Annotated in this window: 20 protein-coding genes and 1 other annotated feature; of the genes, 14 read left to right on the top strand and 6 right to left on the bottom strand. The window is 69.9% G+C overall.

From position 1 onward, the window contains the following. Positions 1-3 precede the first annotated feature (3 nt). The 10 genes from B2U11_RS04360 (at position 4) to B2U11_RS04315 (ending at position 6477) form a co-directional block, all read left to right on the top strand. Complete coding sequence (locus B2U11_RS04360) at positions 4-189, top strand: hypothetical protein (RefSeq protein ID WP_292070196.1); 186 nt, start codon at positions 4-6, stop codon at positions 187-189. Then, positions 186-725 carry a cytochrome c oxidase assembly protein gene (locus tag B2U11_RS04355; RefSeq protein WP_292070195.1) on the top strand — a complete coding sequence of 180 codons (540 nt, stop codon included), beginning with the start codon at positions 186-188 and terminating at the stop codon, positions 723-725. Before B2U11_RS04360 ends, B2U11_RS04355 begins: the two co-directional genes overlap by 4 nt. Continuing rightward, positions 722-1138 carry an NUDIX domain-containing protein gene (locus B2U11_RS04350; RefSeq protein ID WP_292070193.1) on the top strand — a complete coding sequence of 139 codons (417 nt, stop codon included), beginning with the start codon at positions 722-724 and terminating at the stop codon, positions 1136-1138. The genes B2U11_RS04355 and B2U11_RS04350 overlap by 4 nt, the downstream gene beginning before the upstream one ends. Before the next feature lie 97 nt (positions 1139-1235). After that, positions 1236-2144 (top strand): cytochrome c oxidase subunit 3, encoded by a 909-nt coding sequence (locus tag B2U11_RS04345; protein WP_292070191.1) that lies wholly within the window; start codon positions 1236-1238, stop codon positions 2142-2144. After that, positions 2141-2575, top strand: coding sequence for a DUF983 domain-containing protein (locus tag B2U11_RS04340; RefSeq protein WP_292070188.1), 435 nt, complete (start codon positions 2141-2143; stop codon positions 2573-2575). Before B2U11_RS04345 ends, B2U11_RS04340 begins: the two co-directional genes overlap by 4 nt. Next, positions 2572-3303, top strand: coding sequence for an SURF1 family protein (locus B2U11_RS04335; RefSeq protein ID WP_292070187.1), 732 nt, complete (start codon positions 2572-2574; stop codon positions 3301-3303). Before B2U11_RS04340 ends, B2U11_RS04335 begins: the two co-directional genes overlap by 4 nt. Before the next feature lie 68 nt (positions 3304-3371). Next, positions 3372-4583, top strand: a complete 1212-nt coding sequence (locus tag B2U11_RS04330; protein ID WP_292070233.1) for a M16 family metallopeptidase — start codon at positions 3372-3374, stop codon at positions 4581-4583. Positions 4584-4645: 62 nt separating this feature from the next. Then, positions 4646-5200 carry an NADPH-dependent FMN reductase gene (locus tag B2U11_RS04325; RefSeq protein WP_292070186.1) on the top strand — a complete coding sequence of 185 codons (555 nt, stop codon included), beginning with the start codon at positions 4646-4648 and terminating at the stop codon, positions 5198-5200. Positions 5201-5382: 182 nt separating this feature from the next. Next, positions 5383-5994, top strand: a complete 612-nt coding sequence (locus tag B2U11_RS04320; RefSeq protein ID WP_292070184.1) for a hypothetical protein — start codon at positions 5383-5385, stop codon at positions 5992-5994. Between the two features lie 138 nt (positions 5995-6132). Then, entirely contained in the window at positions 6133-6477 is a 345-nt protein-coding gene (locus B2U11_RS04315) for a glycine zipper domain-containing protein (protein WP_292070183.1), read from the top strand. 92 nt (positions 6478-6569) lie between these two features. Here B2U11_RS04315 and B2U11_RS04310 read toward each other — a convergent pair whose 3' ends face one another. Then, positions 6570-6782: a cold-shock protein gene (locus tag B2U11_RS04310; protein ID WP_249749874.1), complete on the bottom strand. Its 213-nt coding sequence runs from the start codon at positions 6780-6782 to the stop codon at positions 6570-6572. 211 nt (positions 6783-6993) lie between these two features. On the opposite strand from B2U11_RS04310, the gene B2U11_RS04305 reads away from it, so the two are divergent. Next, positions 6994-7176, top strand: coding sequence for a hypothetical protein (locus B2U11_RS04305; RefSeq protein ID WP_249749875.1), 183 nt, complete (start codon positions 6994-6996; stop codon positions 7174-7176). A 9-nt stretch (positions 7177-7185) separates the two neighbouring features. On the opposite strand, the gene B2U11_RS04300 is transcribed toward B2U11_RS04305, so the two are convergent. Genes B2U11_RS04300 through B2U11_RS04285 form a run of 4 tightly spaced genes read right to left on the bottom strand, consistent with a single transcriptional unit; the run spans position 7186 to position 11567 of the window. Further along, positions 7186-7356 carry a hypothetical protein gene (locus B2U11_RS04300; RefSeq protein ID WP_292070181.1) on the bottom strand — a complete coding sequence of 57 codons (171 nt, stop codon included), beginning with the start codon at positions 7354-7356 and terminating at the stop codon, positions 7186-7188. A 59-nt stretch (positions 7357-7415) separates the two neighbouring features. After that, the gene (locus tag B2U11_RS04295; protein WP_292070179.1) at positions 7416-8606 is read right to left on the bottom strand and encodes a DUF1501 domain-containing protein; all 1191 of its coding nucleotides are present in this window, start codon (positions 8604-8606) and stop codon (positions 7416-7418) included. Further along, positions 8603-10030, bottom strand: coding sequence for a DUF1800 domain-containing protein (locus B2U11_RS04290; protein WP_292070178.1), 1428 nt, complete (start codon positions 10028-10030; stop codon positions 8603-8605). Before B2U11_RS04290 ends, B2U11_RS04295 begins: the two co-directional genes overlap by 4 nt. A 58-nt stretch (positions 10031-10088) precedes the next feature. After that, positions 10089-11567 carry a SulP family inorganic anion transporter gene (locus B2U11_RS04285; protein ID WP_349680705.1) on the bottom strand — a complete coding sequence of 493 codons (1479 nt, stop codon included), beginning with the start codon at positions 11565-11567 and terminating at the stop codon, positions 10089-10091. 56 nt (positions 11568-11623) lie between these two features. Next, positions 11624-11687, bottom strand: a sequence feature (sul1 is cis-regulatory element that is thought to sense ions involved in sulfur or methionine metabolism; They are found in Alphaproteobacteria). A gap of 92 nt (positions 11688-11779) precedes the next feature. Between B2U11_RS04285 and B2U11_RS04280 the strand changes: the two genes are divergently transcribed. Together B2U11_RS04280 and B2U11_RS04275 are read left to right on the top strand one after the other, a co-directional pair. Further along, on the top strand, positions 11780-12382 hold the full coding sequence (locus B2U11_RS04280; protein ID WP_292070176.1) for a GNAT family N-acetyltransferase: 603 nt from the start codon (positions 11780-11782) through the stop codon (positions 12380-12382). 16 nt (positions 12383-12398) lie between these two features. Continuing rightward, positions 12399-14066 carry a putative bifunctional diguanylate cyclase/phosphodiesterase gene (locus B2U11_RS04275; protein WP_292070175.1) on the top strand — a complete coding sequence of 556 codons (1668 nt, stop codon included), beginning with the start codon at positions 12399-12401 and terminating at the stop codon, positions 14064-14066. A gap of 16 nt (positions 14067-14082) precedes the next feature. On the opposite strand, the gene panD is transcribed toward B2U11_RS04275, so the two are convergent. Continuing rightward, positions 14083-14439 (bottom strand): aspartate 1-decarboxylase, encoded by a 357-nt coding sequence (gene panD, locus B2U11_RS04270; protein ID WP_292070174.1) that lies wholly within the window; start codon positions 14437-14439, stop codon positions 14083-14085. A gap of 224 nt (positions 14440-14663) precedes the next feature. Between panD and sppA the strand changes: the two genes are divergently transcribed. Further along, a complete protein-coding gene (sppA, locus tag B2U11_RS04265; protein ID WP_292070172.1) occupies positions 14664-16445 on the top strand; it encodes a signal peptide peptidase SppA in 1782 nt (593 codons plus the stop codon). Positions 16446-16632 lie beyond the last annotated feature (187 nt).

Below are 16632 nucleotides of genomic sequence, written 5' to 3'. Positions count from 1 at the left end.
GCCATGCGTCTGACGCCCGACGAGCTGAACGCGCGCAAGCGCCGCAACCTGTTCATCGCCCTGGGCCTGGTCGCCTTCATCGTCCTGGTCTTCCTGACCACGGTGCTGCGCCTGCAACAGAACCAGGCCGACGCGCGCGCGGCGCTGGAAGGGCCCGGCATGGTCGAGGCGGAGCCCGCGGCCCGATGAGGAAGGACCGCAAGAACGTCATCGCCATCGCCTGCGTCCTGGGCGTGATGGGCATGACCGGCGCGGCCTTCGCGGCCGTGCCGCTGTACCAGATGTTCTGCCAGGTGACCGGCTTCGACGGCACGGTGCGCAAGGCCGACAAGGCGCCGGACACCGTTCTGGACCGCACCGTCCTGGTGCGTTTCGACACCAATGTGCGCGGCGTGCCGATGAAGTTCGTCTCGGAGCAGAAGACCCAGCGCGTGCGGATCGGCGAGACGGGCCTGGCCTATTTCGACGTGACCAACACCTCGGACCAGCCGATCCACGTCCGAGCCGGCTACAACGTCGTGCCGGAATACACCGGCCCCTATTTCCAGAAGCTGCAATGCTTCTGCTTCACCGCCCAGACGATCGCGGCGGGCGAGACGCGTCAGTTCCCGGTGCAGTATTTCATCGCCCCCGAACTGGCGACCGACCGCGAGGCCCGCGGCGCGCGCGAGATCACCCTCAGCTACACCTTCTATCCGGCCGACGATCCGGCCGCGCAGGGGTGAAGTCCGGCGTCGACCTGCCCGGCGTCGGCTGCGGCCTGGTGATCCGGCGGGCGGACGGCCGCATCCTGCTGTGTCGCCGGATGAAGCCGCCCGAGGCCGGACGTTGGAGCATCCCCGGCGGCAAGGTCGATGCGATGGAGCCGTCGGCGCAGGCGGCCCGGCGAGAGGCCGAGGAGGAGACGGGGCTTCGCATCGGCGCGGTCGATCTCCTGTGCGTCACCGAGGAAATCCTGACCGCCGACGGCCAGCACTGGGTTTCGTTGATGTATCTGGCGCGCGATTTCGAGGGCGAGCCGCGCCTGACCGAGCCGGACAAGCTGTCGGCCGTGGACTGGTTCGACCCCGCCGACCCGCCCCAGCCCCTGTCGGTCTTCGCCGCCCGCGCGTTGGAGACCTTGGGCGACGCCGGCTGATCTGTGGCCGAAAGGCGGCGGGGCTCTGGCGTCGTGGAAAAGGGGGCGCTATAGCCGCTGTCATAACCGACTCTCGCCGACCAAAGAGACGCGATTCATGGCCGACGCCCACGCCGTTCCGCACCACGACTATCACCTGGTCAATCCCAGCCCCTGGCCGCTGGTGTCCTCGATGGCCGCCTGCGTCATGTTCATCGGCGCCGTGGTCTGGATGAAGGGCCTGGTCTCGGCCGACGCCGGTCCTGTGGCCGCCGCCTTCCTGGCCGAGGGCAAGAAGGGCCTGTTCTTCGCCGGTCTGGCGGGCGTGCTGGTGTCGATGTTCGGCTGGTGGTCGGACGTCATCAAGGAATCCAAGGCGGGCGACCACACCCCGGTCGTCTCGATCGGCCTGCGCTACGGCATGATCCTGTTCATCGCCTCGGAAGTGATGTTCTTCGCCGCCTTCTTCTGGATGTTCTTCGACATGGCCCTGTTCGCCGAGTCGCGCGCCCTGACGCCCGAGATCGGCACCTGGGCCGACACGGCCAAGGCCTGGTCGACCTGGCCCCCGGCCGGCGTCGAGGTGCTGAGCCCGTGGCAGCTTCCGCTGCTGAACACCGTCACCCTGCTGCTGAGCGGCTGCACCGTGACCTGGGCTCACCACGCGCTGCAGGTGGGCGATCGCAAGGGCGCCAAGACGGCCCTGATCATCACCGTGATTCTGGGCGTGCTGTTCACCTGCGTGCAGGCGTACGAGTACCACCACATCATTCACGAACACCTGTTCTTCAACGAGGAAGCCCTGAACTCGGGCCTGTACGGTTCCGTCTTCTTCCTGGCGACCGGCTTCCACGGCTTCCACGTCCTGGTCGGCACCATCTTCCTGACCGTCTGCCTGATCCGCCTGCTGCGCGGCGACTTCACGCCCGAGAAGCACTTCGGCTTCGAGGCGGCGGCCTGGTACTGGCACTTCGTGGACGTGGTCTGGCTGTTCCTGTTCGCCTTCGTCTACGTCGTCTTCGGTTGATCCAAGACGCTCGCGACACGGTTCCGGCGGCGGGGGGCGAGGGATCGCCTCCCGCCGTCGCCATTTCGGCGACGCCCGTGCGCGACGCCCTGCGCGGCCGCTGCCCGCGTTGCGGCCAGGGCGCGCTGTTCGCCGGCTGGCTGAAGGTCGCGCCGCGCTGCGCCGCCTGCGGCCTGGACTATTCCACCGTCCAGACCGGCGACGGACCGGCCAGCTTCATCATGCAGATCGCCGGCTTCATCGTCGGCTTCTCGGCCCTGGTCGTGGAGATTCGTTTTCATCCGCCGATGTGGCTGCACCTGATCGTCTGGATCCCGCTGGTCGTGATCCTGTCTCTGGCCCTGATGCGGCCGGGGCGGGGGCTGATGATCGGCCTGCAGTACCGCAACCAGACCGACCGACCCTCTTCCTCGCCCGGATCGGACCGATGAGGCGGTTTCCCTGGATATTGACCGTGCTGACGGCGCTGGGCGTCGCGCTGCTGCTCGCGCTGGGCGTCTGGCAGGTGCAGCGGCTGAAGTGGAAGGAAGGGCTGATCGCGGCGGCCGAGGCGGCCTCCACCCGCCCGCCAGAATCGCTGGACGCCGTGCTGGCCGGCGGCGATGTCGAGTTCAGGAAGGCGATGATGGTCTGCCCCGGCCTGGCCACCGCTCCCTATGTCGAGCTTCAGAGCATCCATGACGGCCAGCCGGGCGTGCGGCTGATCTCGGCCTGCCGTCCGGTCGGGCGCGACGACGTGCTGCTGATCGATCGCGGCTTCGTGGCGGACGGGCGGGAGGGGCGACCGCGCGTCCAGGCCTCGACCCTGCCGCTGGTGCTGGTGGGCGAACTGCGGATCACGCCGCCGCCGCCCGCCCTGGCGCCCCCGCCGGCCAACGAACGCTTCTACGCCCGCGACACCGCGGCGATGGCGAAGGCGCTGGGCGTGACCGGCCCGGTGCGGCCCGAGACCGTCTTCGCCCTGACCGCGATCAATCCCGAGGTCCCGGCCCTGGTCCCCTCGGCGCCGCCGGCGGCCTTCTCCAACAACCATTTCGGCTATGCGCTGACATGGTTCGGACTGGCGATCGCCCTGATCGGCTTCTATGCAGCGCTCCTACGTCGGCGCCTGAAGGAAGGGCGCCCCTCAAGCAGCCCCGCGCCGCGCGCGGGGCGATAGGGAAAGAAAAAGTCCTGACCGCCTCCCTGCACACCCTGTCGAACGGCGTCCGCGTGGTCTGCGACCCCATGCCGGGGCTGAAGACCCTGGCCGTCGTGGTGGCGGTGAAGGGCGGCGCGCGGTGGGAGCCGGAGGACCGCTCGGGCTGGTCGCACCTGCTCGAACACCTGGTGTTCAAGGGGGCCGGCGACATGGCCGCACGCGAGATCGTCGAGCGGATCGAGGCCGAGGGCGGCACGATCAACGCCGCCACCGGCTATGAGCGGACCAGTTTCGAGGTGCGCGGCCTGGACGGCTCCCTGCCGCTGGCCATGCAGGTGCTGTCGGACCTGGTGTTCCGCCCCACGTTGGACCCCGCCGAGATCGAGCGCGAGAAGGACGTGGTGGCCCAGGAGATCGCCGAGGCCTTCGACACCCCGGACGACCACGTCTTCGAAATGGTCCAGACCCGCGCCTTCCGGGGCCAGCCGCTGGGCCGCCCCATCCTGGGCTCGGTCGCCAGCCTGAAGCCGGCCGACCGGGCGGCGGTGGAGGCGTGGCGCGCCCGGCTCTATTCGCCGGACCGGATGGTGGTGGCCGCCTCCGGCGCGGTGGACGAGGCCGAACTGCTGGCCCTGGCCGAGCGCTGGTTCGGCGATGCGGCGCCCATGCCGGCCGATGCGCCCGGCCCGGCGGCCTTCGTCGGCGGCCACGCCCGGCTGAACCGCAGGATCGAGCAGGCCAATCTGGTCTTCCAGCTGCCCGCGCTGGGCGCGACTGACCCGCAGCTGCCGGCCCTGCGTCTGTTCAGCGAGATTCTGGGCGGCGGCATGGCCTCGCGCCTGTTCCAGAGCGCGCGCGAGGAGCGGGGCCTGGCCTACGCCATCGACGCCTATCAGGAGCCCTATGCCGACACCGGCGTGCTGGGCGTCTACGCCGGCGCGGCGTCGGACCGCGCAAAGGAACTGGCCCAGGTCTCGGCCGCCGAGGTGCGAAGCCTGGCCGAGGCCGGCCCGACGGCGGCCGAGCTGTCGCGGGCCAAGGCGGTGATGAAGGCGGGCCTGTGGATGTCGGACGAGAATCCGATGAGCCGCGCGGGCCGCAACGCCGCCCAGACCCTGATCTTCGGCCAGCCGCTGGCCGGCGAAACCATGACCGAACAGCTGGAGGCCCAGACCGTCGAGGACGTCCGCGCGGTCGGCGCCCGGCTGCTGGACGGCGGCAAGGCGGCCAGCGCGGTCCTGGGGCCCCGGGCGGCCGGCGGCGCGGGCGAGGCGTTCGAGGCGGCCCTGTTCGGCTGACGGCCGGAACCGCCCCCGCCCGGCGACGGTTGTCCTGACGCGTCGAAACCGGGAGAACCTGAATGTCCGTCCGTGTCGCCCTGATCGTTGGCAGCCTGCGCGAAGGCTCCTATTCCCGCGCCGTCGCCCTGGCGATGAAGGACCTGGCCGCGCCGGGCCTGGAGCTGGTCCCGGTCGAGATCGGGGACCTGCCGCTCTACAATCCCGATCTGGAGACGGACCAGCCGCCCGCGCCCTGGCGGCGGTTCCGGGCGGAGGTGGCCGCGACCACCGCCGTGCTGTTCGTCACGCCGGAATACAACCGCTCCATCCCCGGCGCGTTGAAGAACGCGCTCGACGTCGGCTCGCGCCCCTATGGCCACAGCGTCTGGCAGGCCAAGCCCGCCGCCATCGTCAGCGTCTCGCCCGGCGCCATCGGAGCCTTCGGCGCCAACCACCATCTGCGCCAGCCGCTGGTCTTCCTGAACATGCCCGTGATGCAGCAGCCGGAGGCCTATGTCGGCAACGTCGAGGCCTTGCTGGACGACGAGGGCCGGCTGACCAACGAAGGCACGCGCGACTTCCTCAAGACCTTCGTGGACGCCTTCTCGGACTGGATCGAAAAGACCAGAGGCTGATCGCGCGGAGGCGTGTCTCCTAACCTCAGCACGATCCCTGCCGACGTGCGCAACGCGCGCCATTGGTTGCGGGCATGTCCGCTTCAAGGCGCGAAGGCTGTGACGGCAATCGACCCGTTGCGGACGTTCCTGACCTGGTGTGTCGCTTTCACTAATGGCGTCAGCGATGTTACGGCTGGCGCATGGCCCTTTTCCCGATCACCGTTTTCGCGGGCGTTCTGCTGTCGATCATCCCTGTGAACGTGCAGGCGCAGGGCGGCCCAACCGTGCGACAGCGCATGTTCATCGCGTCTGAAGCGGATGCCTCATTCACTTTTGGACACACGCGAGCGTCATTGGGTTGGCGCTGGAGCCATCCTTTCGAGGACGCGACTGGGTCGGTTACTGTTTTCGCAGAACGGACGGCGGAGGGCGCGCCGCCTGGCCAGCCTACACGACCTGTGTTCATCGCGCGCCAGGTCGAGCGTGTGTCTGGAGACCCTGAGGCAGTCCGGTGGGCCGACAGTGATGGATGTCCGGCGCTTTTGCGCCTGATGCATGATTTTGAGGCACTGCGGGTGCCATCGACGGTGATCCCCGGCCTGACCTGGCCTCCACGATTCCCTGTTGTCACCCTTGACGGCACAGTCTGGACGATCTGGACTCGCGATGCCCAACAAGGCGACCGTTCCACGGCTTATGTCCAGATGTCATCGAATGCCGGGGAGATCGCGGCCTGGGGGCAGCGGAGCCGGGAGGCGTTGTCTGGATGCTGGAGTGACGACCAGCCATCGATTCTGGGTGATGTCCGCTAACTCCCCTTTGCCGACGCGTGCTGCGTCTGCTCGCTGATGAAGCTGACACTCTGGCACGGGCTCCTTGCCACGCATTCTCCGGAACATCCCGTCAGCCGCAGCGTTGCGGCTCGGGAACCGTTCAGAAGAGAGTGTCGCATGCGAATGTTTCTGAGCCTGGCGGCGGTGGCGGGGTGCGGGCTGATCGCCGGCGGCTGCGCCACAACGGACGGCTACGCCTCTCAGTGCGAGCGCGACTATGCGCAGAACCGCCAGTATGCGACGGCCAGCGGCGCGGCCCTCGGCGCCCTGGCGGGCGCGGCCATCGCCGGCGAGGGCGACCGGGAGAAGGGCGCGGCCATCGGCGCCATCGCGGGCGGTCTCCTGGGCAACCAGCTGTCCGAACGGGACGACCCCTGCGGCTATGGCTTCGGCGGCTACAACCGCGACGGTCGCTACGGCTATACGCGCGTGCCGCGCCGGGGCGATTACCGATACTACTGAGCCCTGCGGCAGGGCCGGCCATCGACCTCGACCCAATTGAAAACGGCGGCCCCTTTCGGAGCCGCCGTTTCCGTGTCAGGCGTTCGCTGAAGTCAGCCGACGGTCTGGAGCTGGCCAGCCGATTCCTTGCCCGAGCGCTTGTCGCGCTCCAGCTCGTAGGAAACCTTCTGGTTTTCGTCCAGGCCGCGCAGGCCGGCGGCTTCAACCGCGGTGATGTGGACGAAGACGTCCTTGCCGCCGTCGTCCGGCTGGATGAAGCCGTAGCCCTTGGTCGCGTTGAACCACTTAACAGTGCCGGTAGCCATGTGAGACCTCCGTTAGAAGTTGACCGAGGGAACGTCCCTGCGGCCTGTCGGGTCTGAATGGATCGGCCAGAACTCGGTGCGTTCGCAAAGAGAGGGGCGTTACGCAGAGAGATCGACGCGCCCATTGCGCAGGTCTTGGCGCGAAACGCAAGCGTTGCGGCGGAACGGCCAAGCCTCCCGAACGTTCATCATGTCAGCGAGGAAGCCCATCATGAACCAGATTCACGTCGTCGAACGCGCCTATCAGCTGGCGCGCACGCCCAACTGCCAGAACACCGGCGATGTCGTTAAGGCGCTGTCCGCCGAGGGCTATTCGGGCGCCGAGATCTCGCACTTCCAGGGCGCCTCGATCCGCGCCGACCTGAACCGTCTGTGCAAGCTGCCGACGGAATAGGCCCAAGCGTCAGCGCTTGAAGGTGTCGCCGACGGCGCGGGCGTCCGGGCCGTCCGGCCCCGCGCTCTTCGTCTCCTTGCGACCTGTCTCGCGCACCGCCTTGTCGGACGTGGCCGCCTCCGGCTTGCCGCCCGGCATGGCGCCGTTGTCCTTGCGGCCTTCGCTCTGTCCGTCGTCCATGAGGAACCTCCTGACGGCATAGCGATCCGCGCACGTGGCGGTTCCATTGCCCCGGTCGCTCAGACCAGGCCGTCCAGAACCGGCGCCTCGGTCGCGCTGCCGGGAAACACACGCTGATCCAGCGCCGCACGGTCCAGCCCCAGATGATCGCGCAGGACCCCCTTGAACACCGAGCGGATGTCCAGGGTGGGCGCCAGGTCGCGGTCTTCGAACAGTCGGTTCTCGGCCAGGGTCGGCCAGTCGCCGATCGGCCCGCCCGGTTTCAGCGCGCCGCCGGCCATCAGCAAGGAGGAGCCGGTGCCGTGGTCGGTGCCCTGGGTGCCGTTGGCGCGGGCCGTGCGGCCGAACTCGGTGGCGACCACGACGACGGTGCGGTCCCACTGGCCGGCCAGCCCGTCCTTCAATCCGGCGATCAGCTGATCGAGCCCGGTCAGCCGCGCCTGCAGCTGCGCCTTCTGGCCGGCGTGGGTGTCCCATCCGTCCAGGGAGACGGCGACGACGTCGGCTCCCTCGTCCCCGCTCATCAGGCGGGCGACCGCGCGTCCCAGGCCCTGGACGTCGTTGCGGCGCAAGGCAGGCCCCCCTTCCATGCCCTGGTCCTGGGCGACCAGCGCCTCGGTCGCCAGGCCGCGCGCCAGGTTCTGGCCCAGCATCGGGTCGTCGACATAAAGGTCCTGCAACAGGGAGGCGATGCGGTCCTCGCCGCGCACCCGGCCGCCCGGCGCCCAGGACGAGACGGGCGCCGCGCCCCGCAGGATCAGCGGCGTTTGCGCGCCGATCGACAGACCGCGCAGCGTGGTCCCGCCCGCCGCCGCCATCGCCCGGTTCAGCCAGCCGTCGGTCTGCTGGCGCAGGCCCTCGCCTCCGTTCTCCAGCACGTCCTGGGCGTCGAAGTGAGACCGTATCCGCACCGGCAGGGCCACCGCCGGCGCGAACCGCATCCGCCCCTGGCCATACAGGTCATGCAGACCCGTCAGCGCCGGGTGCAGGCCGAAGCCCTCGGCCATGTCCAGCGCGCCGTCCGCCTCTCCGGGCGGGGGGACGGCCAGGCCGCCGCGCAGCGCGACATAGTTTGCATCGGCATGGGGCACGGTCACGGACAGGCCGTCCATCGCGCCGCGGGCGATGATGACCACCAGCTTGTTGCGCGGGCCGGCGGCCTGGGCGGCGGCGCGGCCGGCGAAGGCCAGGCCGATCCCGGCGGACGCGGCGGCCAGGAGCGTGCGACGGTTCATGGCGAAAGGGGTCATCGGCGTTGGAACTCCGGCGACATGAGAAAGAGGGTCAGGGCCTCGGGCCGGCTTTCGGCGCGGGCCACGGCCAGGCGGGTGCGCTCGCCCAACCGTACTCCCACCGCGGCGGCGGCGACGGCGCTCGGGTCGTCCTGCGTCGCCCGGTCGGCGGCGGTCTTGGCCCAGTTCAGCCGCTTGACCAGCGCGTCCGGCCCGGCCCAGTCGGCGGCCGTGTCCGGCCAGCCCTCGGGAGAAGGCGGGGCGAACATCGGCTGGCCCATTCCGGCCAGGGCCTGGCGAAGCGGCGGCAGTCGGCGCGGCCGCGTGTCCAGGGCGCGGTGGGCCGAGACGACGAACTCATAGGGCGTCTTGATCTTGGCAGGCATGGGCGCCCAGGTCTCGGGCGCCGCGATCAGGGCGCGGGCGACCTCGGCCAAATCGCCGCCCGAGCGGGTCCAGGCCGCCTCCAGCGCCGCGACCAGGGCCGGGGGCGGATCGTCGGCCACGAAATGGGCGGCCAGTCGCCGCGACAAGCGCCGCGCCGTCGCGGGGTGGCGGGCCAGGTCGCGCAGGATCGCCTCGCCCTGCTGCGGCCCGCCGCCCGGATAGGTCTTGCCCATCACGGTCCGCGCGCCCGGCTCGTGCAGATTGGCGCGGAAGAGGAAGCCATCTTGCGGGGCTGTCGTCGGTCCCGTCGCGCGGCGTAATCCGCGGCGGGCTCCGCTGCGGGGCCGTGCGTCGCGCGCGGTCGGCACGGACCAGCCGGTCAGGGCGCGCGCCAGTTCGGTGACGTCCGCCTGGTCGTAGCCGCCATCGGCGCCCACGGTGTGCAGCTCCATCATCTCGCGGGCTAGGTTTTCGTTCAGCCCGACCTCGCGTCGCCGCCCCGCCGCGCTGCCCGGCCCGGCCGAGCGCGCCTGATCCAGATAGAGCAGCATGGCCGGGTGCTGTTCGGCGGCCAGGACCAGGTCGTCGAACCGGCCGAAGACGTGCGGGCGTATGGCCTCGGCCTCGTACTGGCCCAGGAAGACGCCGGCGGCGAACTTGGTCGATGAGACGCTCAACGCGTTCGACCAGAACAGAGCCCAGCGCTCGGCGAAGCCCTGGTCGGTCGTGGCCGCCAGGTCGGCGCGGGCCAAAAAGGCCTGCGCCGTGCCTTCGGCCAGCGCGCGCCGTCCCGCCTGGCGGGCTTTTCGTCGCGCCTCGGCGTCGGCGGCCGCCGCGTTCCGGCCGGCGCCGCGGTCCGACTGATAGGCGATGTATTGCGCCACCCGTGTCGCCGTGTCGCGACTTTCGCCCGCCGGAACGGGCGCGCCGTCGGGACGGATCTGCGCCCGCAGCCAGCCGCGCGGATCGGCGGCGACGCGGTCGATCTCGCCCGGACGCGCGCCCAGGCCCAGCCGGGTCACGGCGACGGCCGCGTCTATCGAGGATGAAGCCATGGGACGTCTCCGTTCCCCCGCCATTTCTCCTAACGCGCGGAGCGGGCGATTCCGTCGCTCAGTGGGCGCCCGCCGTTTCGGGCAGGTGCTGTTTCTCGAAACGGCCGACACGCTCGACCAGGGTGCGCGCCGCCGCGTTCATGCCCGTGACCACCACCTCGGCGCCTTGCCGGCGGTAGCGGAAGACCACCTTGTCCACCGCCGCCACCCCGGTCAGGTCCCACAGATGCGCGTCGCTCATGTCGATCTCGACCCGCGTCGGATGGCCGTGGTGCTCGAAGCTGGCGGCGAACAGGTCGGCCGAGGCGAAGAACAGCTGGCCGGTCACGCGATAGCGCAGCACGCCGGGCTCGGGCGTCTCGATCTCGGTCACGCTCAGGGTCTTGCCCAGCTTGCGCATGAAGAAGACCGCCGACAGCAGCACGCCCAGGATGACGCCCTTGGACAGGTCGTGGGTCGCCACCACCGTCACGGTCGTGGCGATCATGACGATCGAGGACTGAAGCGGCGTCGAGCGCAGCTTGCGCACCGATCCCCAGTCGAAGGTGCCGATCGACACCATGATCATGACCGCCACCAGCGCCGCCATCGGGATCCGCGCCACCCAGTCCTGAAGCGCCAGCATCAGGAACAGCAGGAACAGGCCGGCCCACAGGGTGGACAGCCGCCCCCGCGCGCCCGAGGTCACATTGATCATCGACTGGCCGATCATGGCGCAGCCGGCCATGCCGCCGAACAGGGGCGACAGGATGTTGGCGATCCCCTGGCCGCGCGTCTCGCGGTCCTTGTCCGACGGCGTGTCGGTGATGTCGTCGATCAGATTGGCGGTCAGCAGGCTTTCCAGCAGCCCGACGAAGGCCAGGGTCGCCGAGATCGGCGCGATGATGACCAAGGTCTCCCAGGTCAACGGCACGGCGGGCAGGTGGAAGGCGGGCAGGGCGGCGGGCATCTGGCCCATGTCGCCCACGGTGCGCACGTCCAGCTCCAGCACGATGACCAGGGCGCTGATGGCCACGATGGCGACCAGCGGCGAGGGCACGGCCTTGGTGAGGCGCGGAAAGCCATAGATGACGACCAGGGCCGCCGCGACCAGGGCGTAGGTGATCCAGCCCCGGCCGATCAGCTCGGGCATCTGGGCCAGGAAGATCAGGATGGCCAGGGAGTTGACGAAGCCGGTCATGACGCTGCGGCTGACGAACTTGATGTAGCGGCCCAGCTTCAACAGGCCGACGCCGATCTGGAAAACCCCGCACAGGATGGAGGCGGCGAAGAGGTATTCCAGGCCGTGGTCGCGCACCAGGGTGACCATCAGCAGGGCCATGGCCCCGGTGGCGGCCGAGATCATGGCCGGGCGGCCCCCGACGAAGGCGATGGTCACGGCGATGACCACGCTGGCGTACAGGCCGACCGCCGGGTCGACCCCGGCGATGATGGAAAAGGCGATGGCTTCCGGGATCAGGGCCAGGGCCACGACGGTCCCCGCCAGCAGGTCGCGGCGAGGATTGGCGAGCCATTGCTGGCGCGCTGAGGCGATGATGGACATTCGATTTTCATCTGGATGAGCCGCGCCGGCCTCTCGGGGCTCGGCGGCTCGGTTTCCCGGCGGATCGGCGGCCGGGATAGCCACCCGTCGCCTGCGTGCAGGGCCGGGTCCAAGGTGAGGCCGCCCTGATGCTCTGTCGCGGCGCGGAAATCAAGTTCGCGTGCCGCCCGTCGCCAATCGCCGGTTCGCGCGTTAGGGTTCGCGCCATGGCCCTGCTGGACTGGATGATCGACGCGACCGGACCGATGGTCCGCGGCGACGGCGTGCGCCTGCGCCCGCCGCGCGCGTCCGACTATGCCGCCTGGTCCCAGCTGCGCGAGGGGTCGCGCGACTACCTCCAGCCGTGGGAGCCGGCCTGGCCCGAGGACGACCTGACCAAGGCCGCCTTCAAGCGCCGGCTGGCGATCTATGCGCGCGAGATGGAGCTGGGCAACGCCTGGCCCTTCTTCGTCCTCAGCGAGGACGGGGCGACGCTGTTCGGCGCCGTCACCCTGTCCAATGTCCGGCGCGGCGTCGCCGAGACCGGGACGATAGGCTACTGGATCGGCCGTCCCTACGCCGGCCAGGGCGTCGCAACCGCGGCGGTGCGGACCCTGGTGCGTTACGCCTTCGACCGGCTGGAGCTGCACCGGCTGGAGGCCGCCTGCCTGCCGACCAACACCGGCTCACGCCGCGTGCTGGAGAAATCCGGCTTCCGCCAGGAAGGATACGCCCGCGCTTATTTGAAAATTAACGGGGAGTGGGCAGACCATCTGCTGTTCGGCCTTGTCGCGGACGAGATCGATCGCGGCGGCCGAACGTCGTCCTGAAGGGGGCCTGAACGCCTTGAACACGCGACCCAGATCGCTGGCTTGGGACGCCACGACCGCCATCGAGGCGCTCGCGGCGGCCGACACGGCGCTGTGGGTGTGGACCCCGTCCGAAGATCAGATCCGCTTCGCCGGCGCGACCCGTCCGCTGGGGCTGGGGCCGCTGGCGCCGGAATGTTCGGGCGCGGGCTTCGTGGCCTCGGCCATGCCGCAGGACCGGGCGCTGGCCGAGAAGATGCTGAAGCCCCAGGACGAGGGAACCGAGGTCGCGGTGCGGCTGCGGATGCGCGGGGCCGAGACCTGCCTGTGGCGCGGCGTCTGGCTGGAGGACGGCCTGCGTGCGGCGGGCATCGTCGCCCTGGAAACCAAGTTCGCAGGCGCCGACCGGGATACGCTGACCGGCCTGCTGGATCGGCGCACCTTTCTGGTTCGCGTGGCGGAAACCCTGGCGCAGCCGGGGGACTATGAGGTGGTGGTCGGCGATCTGGACCGCCTGCGCCGCCTGAACGAAGCCCTGGGGCATGAGCGGGCCGATCTGGTGCTGTCGGCGCTGGGGTCGCGTCTGTCGGCGGCGTTTTCCGAGGACTGCTCGCCCGCCCGGATCGGCGAGGACGAGTTCGCCGTTCGGGTGAAGCGCGGGGGAACCGGCGGGGGCGAACGGATGCGCGAGGCGCTGGAGCAGCCGCTGCGCATGGCCGGTTTCGACATCTATCCCACCGTCTCCATCGGCGCGGTGGTGGTCGAGGGCGGGCCCGACGCGCCCGATCCGGCCGAGATCCTGCGCCGCGTCGAGCTGGCGGTGGAATCGGCCAAGGGCGCCGGGCGCGGCGGCTCGGCCGCCTATGGCCGCGCCCTGGAAAGCGACAGCCTCAGCCGCCTGGCGCTGGAGGCGGACCTGCGCAACGCCTTCGTCCGCGGCGAGATCACCCCCTTCTTCCAGCCGATCGTGAACCTGAAGACCGGCGCCGTCGCCGGCTTCGAGGCGCTGGCGCGCTGGCGCCACCCCCGTCGCGGCCTGGTGCCGCCGGACGAATTCCTGGGCCTGACCAACGACCTGGGCATGATGAACGACCTGGGCCTGCTGATGATGACCCAGTCGGCGCGCCAGCTGGCCGAATGGCTGGACCGCCACCCCCTGGCCGGCAAGCTGTTCTGCAGCGTCAACCTGTCGGTCGGCGAGATCGAGCGCCGTCACCTGGTCGAGGATGTCGAGCGGATCATCAAGGACAGCAACCTGCCGCGCGGCGCCCTGAAGTTGGAAGTCACCGAGGGCGACATCATGCGCGACACCACGCGCGCCGCCGAGGTGCTGCAGCAGCTGAAGGCGGTCGGCGCCTCGCTGGCGCTGGACGACTTCGGAACCGGCTTCTCGTCGCTGTCCTACCTGGCCAAGCTGCCTTTCGACACGCTGAAGATCGACCGCTACTTCGTGCTGACGATGAACAAGGACGAGGGGTCGGCCAAGATCGTCAAGTCGGTGGTCAACCTGGGCCGCGACCTGGCGCTGGAAGTGGTGGCCGAGGGCGTGGAGAACGCCGAACTGGCCCGCCTGCTGCTGGAGGCCCAGTGCCACTACGGCCAGGGCTTCGGCTACGCCCAGGCCCTGCCGGCCCAGGAAGCCGAGGTCTATCTGGCCGAAAGCCTGGCCGACGGGACTGCGCCGCTGAAGCAGCGCTCGGCGTAGGGCGGTTCAGCCCGGTTCAGGCCGCGCGCTTGATGGCGTTGTGGTCGTCCAGCAGCACGACGTTCGGCTCCCACTGGCGGGCTTCTTCCTGCTCCAGCTGGCCGTAGGTGACCACGATCACCTTGTCGTTCTTCTGCACCAGGCGCGCGGCGGCGCCGTTGACGCCGATCACCTTGGACCCGCGCGGGGCCTCGATGGCGTAGGTGGTGAAGCGCGCGCCGTTGGTGATGTTCAGCACGTCGACCTGCTCGTTGGCGAAGATGCCGGCCGCGTCCAGCAGGTCGCGGTCGATGGCGATCGAACCCTCGTAGTCGAGATCGGCCTGCGTCACCGTCGCGCGGTGCAGCTTGGACTTCATCATGGTGACCAGCACGGCGGGTCTCCCGAACGGATGCGCGGGGCGACAGGCCCTCGCTCTGAGGCCGCTCATATAGGGATTTCACGCGGGCCTATCAATCGCTCCTGCTGCATCGCAGCGGTGGCCGTGCTGCGGCGCGATAGGGGCTGACACGCATTGCCGGACGTTCATTTGACGGGGACGCGGCCCTCTCTATGCTGATGGGCGGCCAACGGCGGCCGTCTGCGGGATCCCCTCCTTTGAAACAGTTCTTCCTGACCGTGCTCGGCGTGTTCACCGGGCTGGTGCTGTTCCTCGTCGTGGTGCCGGTGGTGCTGCTGACCTTCGCCATCGCCGCCGGTTCGTCCAAGCCCGCCACCCCCGCCGCCACCGTGCTGGAACTGGACCTGCGCGAAGGGATCAGCGACCAGCCGTCGACCGATCCGTTCGCCGTCTTCGCCGGCGGCGGCCTGTCCACCCTCCAGGTGGTCGACGCCCTGATCCAGGCCCAGGACGACCGCAGCGTGAAGGGCTTGCTGATCCGCCTGCCCGAGGCCGGGATCACCCCCGCCGCCGCCGACGAACTGCGTCAGGCCATCGTGCGCTTCAAGGCGTCGGGCAAGCCGGTGATCGCCCACAGCCAGGGCTTCATGCCGGCCGGGACCGCGATCTCGTCCTACATGATCGGGGCGGCGGCGTCCGAGTTGTGGATGCAGAACACCGCCGGCTTCCAGGCCACGGGCCTGGCGACCAACAATCTGTTCCTGGGCCGGGCCTTCGACAAATACGGCGTGCGCGCCGACTTCGAGCAGCGCTACGAGTACAAGAACGCCGTCAACGAATACACCCAGAGCGACTACACCCCCGCCCACCGCGAGGCGCAGACCGCGTGGATGACCGCCCTCTACGACAGCGCCCTGGCCCATGTGGCGCGCGATCGTAAGTCGACGCCGGAGGCCGTCAAGGCCCTGGTCGAGGCCGGTCCCTATTCGGCCGAACAGGCTCGCGCCAACGGCCTGGTGGACAAGATCGGCCAGGTCGAGGAGGCCGAGGCCGAGATCAAGATGCGCGCCGGCCGCGGCGCCGAGATCGTCGAACTGGCCAAGTACGCCTCCGACAAGGGCGCGCGCGAGGGTTCGGGCCGCAACGCCATCGCCATCGTCGGCGGGGAGGGGGCCATCGTCACCGGGCGCGGCGGGTCGGCCAGCCCCTTCGGCGGCGGCGCCATGATCCGTTCCGACGATACGGCCGAGGCCATCTACGACGCCATCCAGGACAAGGACGTGAAGGCCATCGTCTTTCGCGTCTCGTCGCCCGGCGGTTCGCCGGAGGCTTCCGAGCAGATTCTGGCGGCCGTGCGCGCGGCGCGGGCGGCCGGCAAGCCGGTCGTCGTGTCGATGGGCGACTACGCCGCCTCGGGCGGCTACTGGATCAGCTCCCAGGCCGACTGGATCGTTGCCCAGCCCTCGACCATCACCGGCTCCATCGGCGTGTTCGGCGGCAAGTTCGTGGTGGCGGAGGCGCTGGGCCGCTTCGGCGTGGACATGCGCGGCCTGTCGGTCGGCGGCCAATACGCCGACGCCTTCTCGCCGGCCCAGGCCTTCACGCCCGAACAGCGGGCCGACTTCTCGGCCTCGATGGATCGGATCTACGACGACTTCATCACCCGGGTGTCGACCGGCCGCAAGCTGCCCGCCGACCGAGTGCGCGAGATCGCGCGCGGCCGCGTCTGGACCGGCGCCCAGGCCCTGCCGCTGGGTCTGGTCGACCAACTGGGCGGCCTGACCGAGGCCGTCGTCAAGGCCAAGGAACTGGCCAGGCTGCCGGCCGACCAGCCGGTGCGCTTCAAGCACTTCCCCAAGGTCCGCTCGCCGTGGGAAGCCCTGTCGGAAGCCTTCGGCGTCCAGACCGAGGCCGCCCGCGCCCTGGTCACCATCGGCGGCGTCATGGCCGACCCCCAGGCCCAGGCGGTGATGCGCCGCATCGAGGGCGAACGGATGCGCAGCGAAGGCGCCGTCGTCCTGGCCGACCAGCCGCTTTGAAAATATCCTCTCCCGCTCGCGGGGGAGGATCGCCAACTCGCCCTCAAGCAGCGCGAAGCGCGGTAGGCCAAGCAAAAGAGCAGCGCTAAGCGCGATAGGGCCGGCAAACACGCCCTCAAGCAGCGCTAAGCGCGATAGGGCCGGCAAACACGCCCTCAAGCAGCGCTAAGCGCGGTAGGGCCAGCTA

The sequence above is a fragment of the Brevundimonas sp. UBA7534 genome (assembly GCF_002479325.1).
Lineage (GTDB): Bacteria > Pseudomonadota > Alphaproteobacteria > Caulobacterales > Caulobacteraceae > Brevundimonas.
The sequence above is the reverse complement of the archived record's forward strand: the minus strand, read 5'-3'. Positions and strand labels throughout refer to the sequence as shown.

Bases quoted from the DNA above. Each gene is read 5' to 3' on its own strand.
- B2U11_RS04360 (WP_292070196.1), top strand. From the start codon at position 4: ATGCGTCTGACGCCCGACGAGCTGAACGCGCGCAAGCGCCGCAACCTG.
- B2U11_RS04355 (WP_292070195.1), top strand. From the start codon at position 186: ATGAGGAAGGACCGCAAGAACGTCATCGCCATCGCCTGCGTCCTGGGC.
- B2U11_RS04345 (WP_292070191.1), top strand. From the start codon at position 1,236: ATGGCCGACGCCCACGCCGTTCCGCACCACGACTATCACCTGGTCAAT.
- B2U11_RS04335 (WP_292070187.1), top strand. From the start codon at position 2,572: ATGAGGCGGTTTCCCTGGATATTGACCGTGCTGACGGCGCTGGGCGTC.
- B2U11_RS04330 (WP_292070233.1), top strand. From the start codon at position 3,372: ATGCCGGGGCTGAAGACCCTGGCCGTCGTGGTGGCGGTGAAGGGCGGC.
- B2U11_RS04325 (WP_292070186.1), top strand. From the start codon at position 4,646: ATGTCCGTCCGTGTCGCCCTGATCGTTGGCAGCCTGCGCGAAGGCTCC.
- B2U11_RS04320 (WP_292070184.1), top strand. From the start codon at position 5,383: ATGGCCCTTTTCCCGATCACCGTTTTCGCGGGCGTTCTGCTGTCGATC.
- B2U11_RS04315 (WP_292070183.1), top strand. From the start codon at position 6,133: ATGCGAATGTTTCTGAGCCTGGCGGCGGTGGCGGGGTGCGGGCTGATC.
- B2U11_RS04310 (WP_249749874.1), bottom strand. From the start codon at position 6,782: ATGGCTACCGGCACTGTTAAGTGGTTCAACGCGACCAAGGGCTACGGC.
- B2U11_RS04305 (WP_249749875.1), top strand. From the start codon at position 6,994: ATGAACCAGATTCACGTCGTCGAACGCGCCTATCAGCTGGCGCGCACG.
- B2U11_RS04300 (WP_292070181.1), bottom strand. From the start codon at position 7,356: ATGGACGACGGACAGAGCGAAGGCCGCAAGGACAACGGCGCCATGCCG.
- B2U11_RS04295 (WP_292070179.1), bottom strand. From the start codon at position 8,606: ATGACCCCTTTCGCCATGAACCGTCGCACGCTCCTGGCCGCCGCGTCC.
- B2U11_RS04290 (WP_292070178.1), bottom strand. From the start codon at position 10,030: ATGGCTTCATCCTCGATAGACGCGGCCGTCGCCGTGACCCGGCTGGGC.
- B2U11_RS04280 (WP_292070176.1), top strand. From the start codon at position 11,780: ATGGCCCTGCTGGACTGGATGATCGACGCGACCGGACCGATGGTCCGC.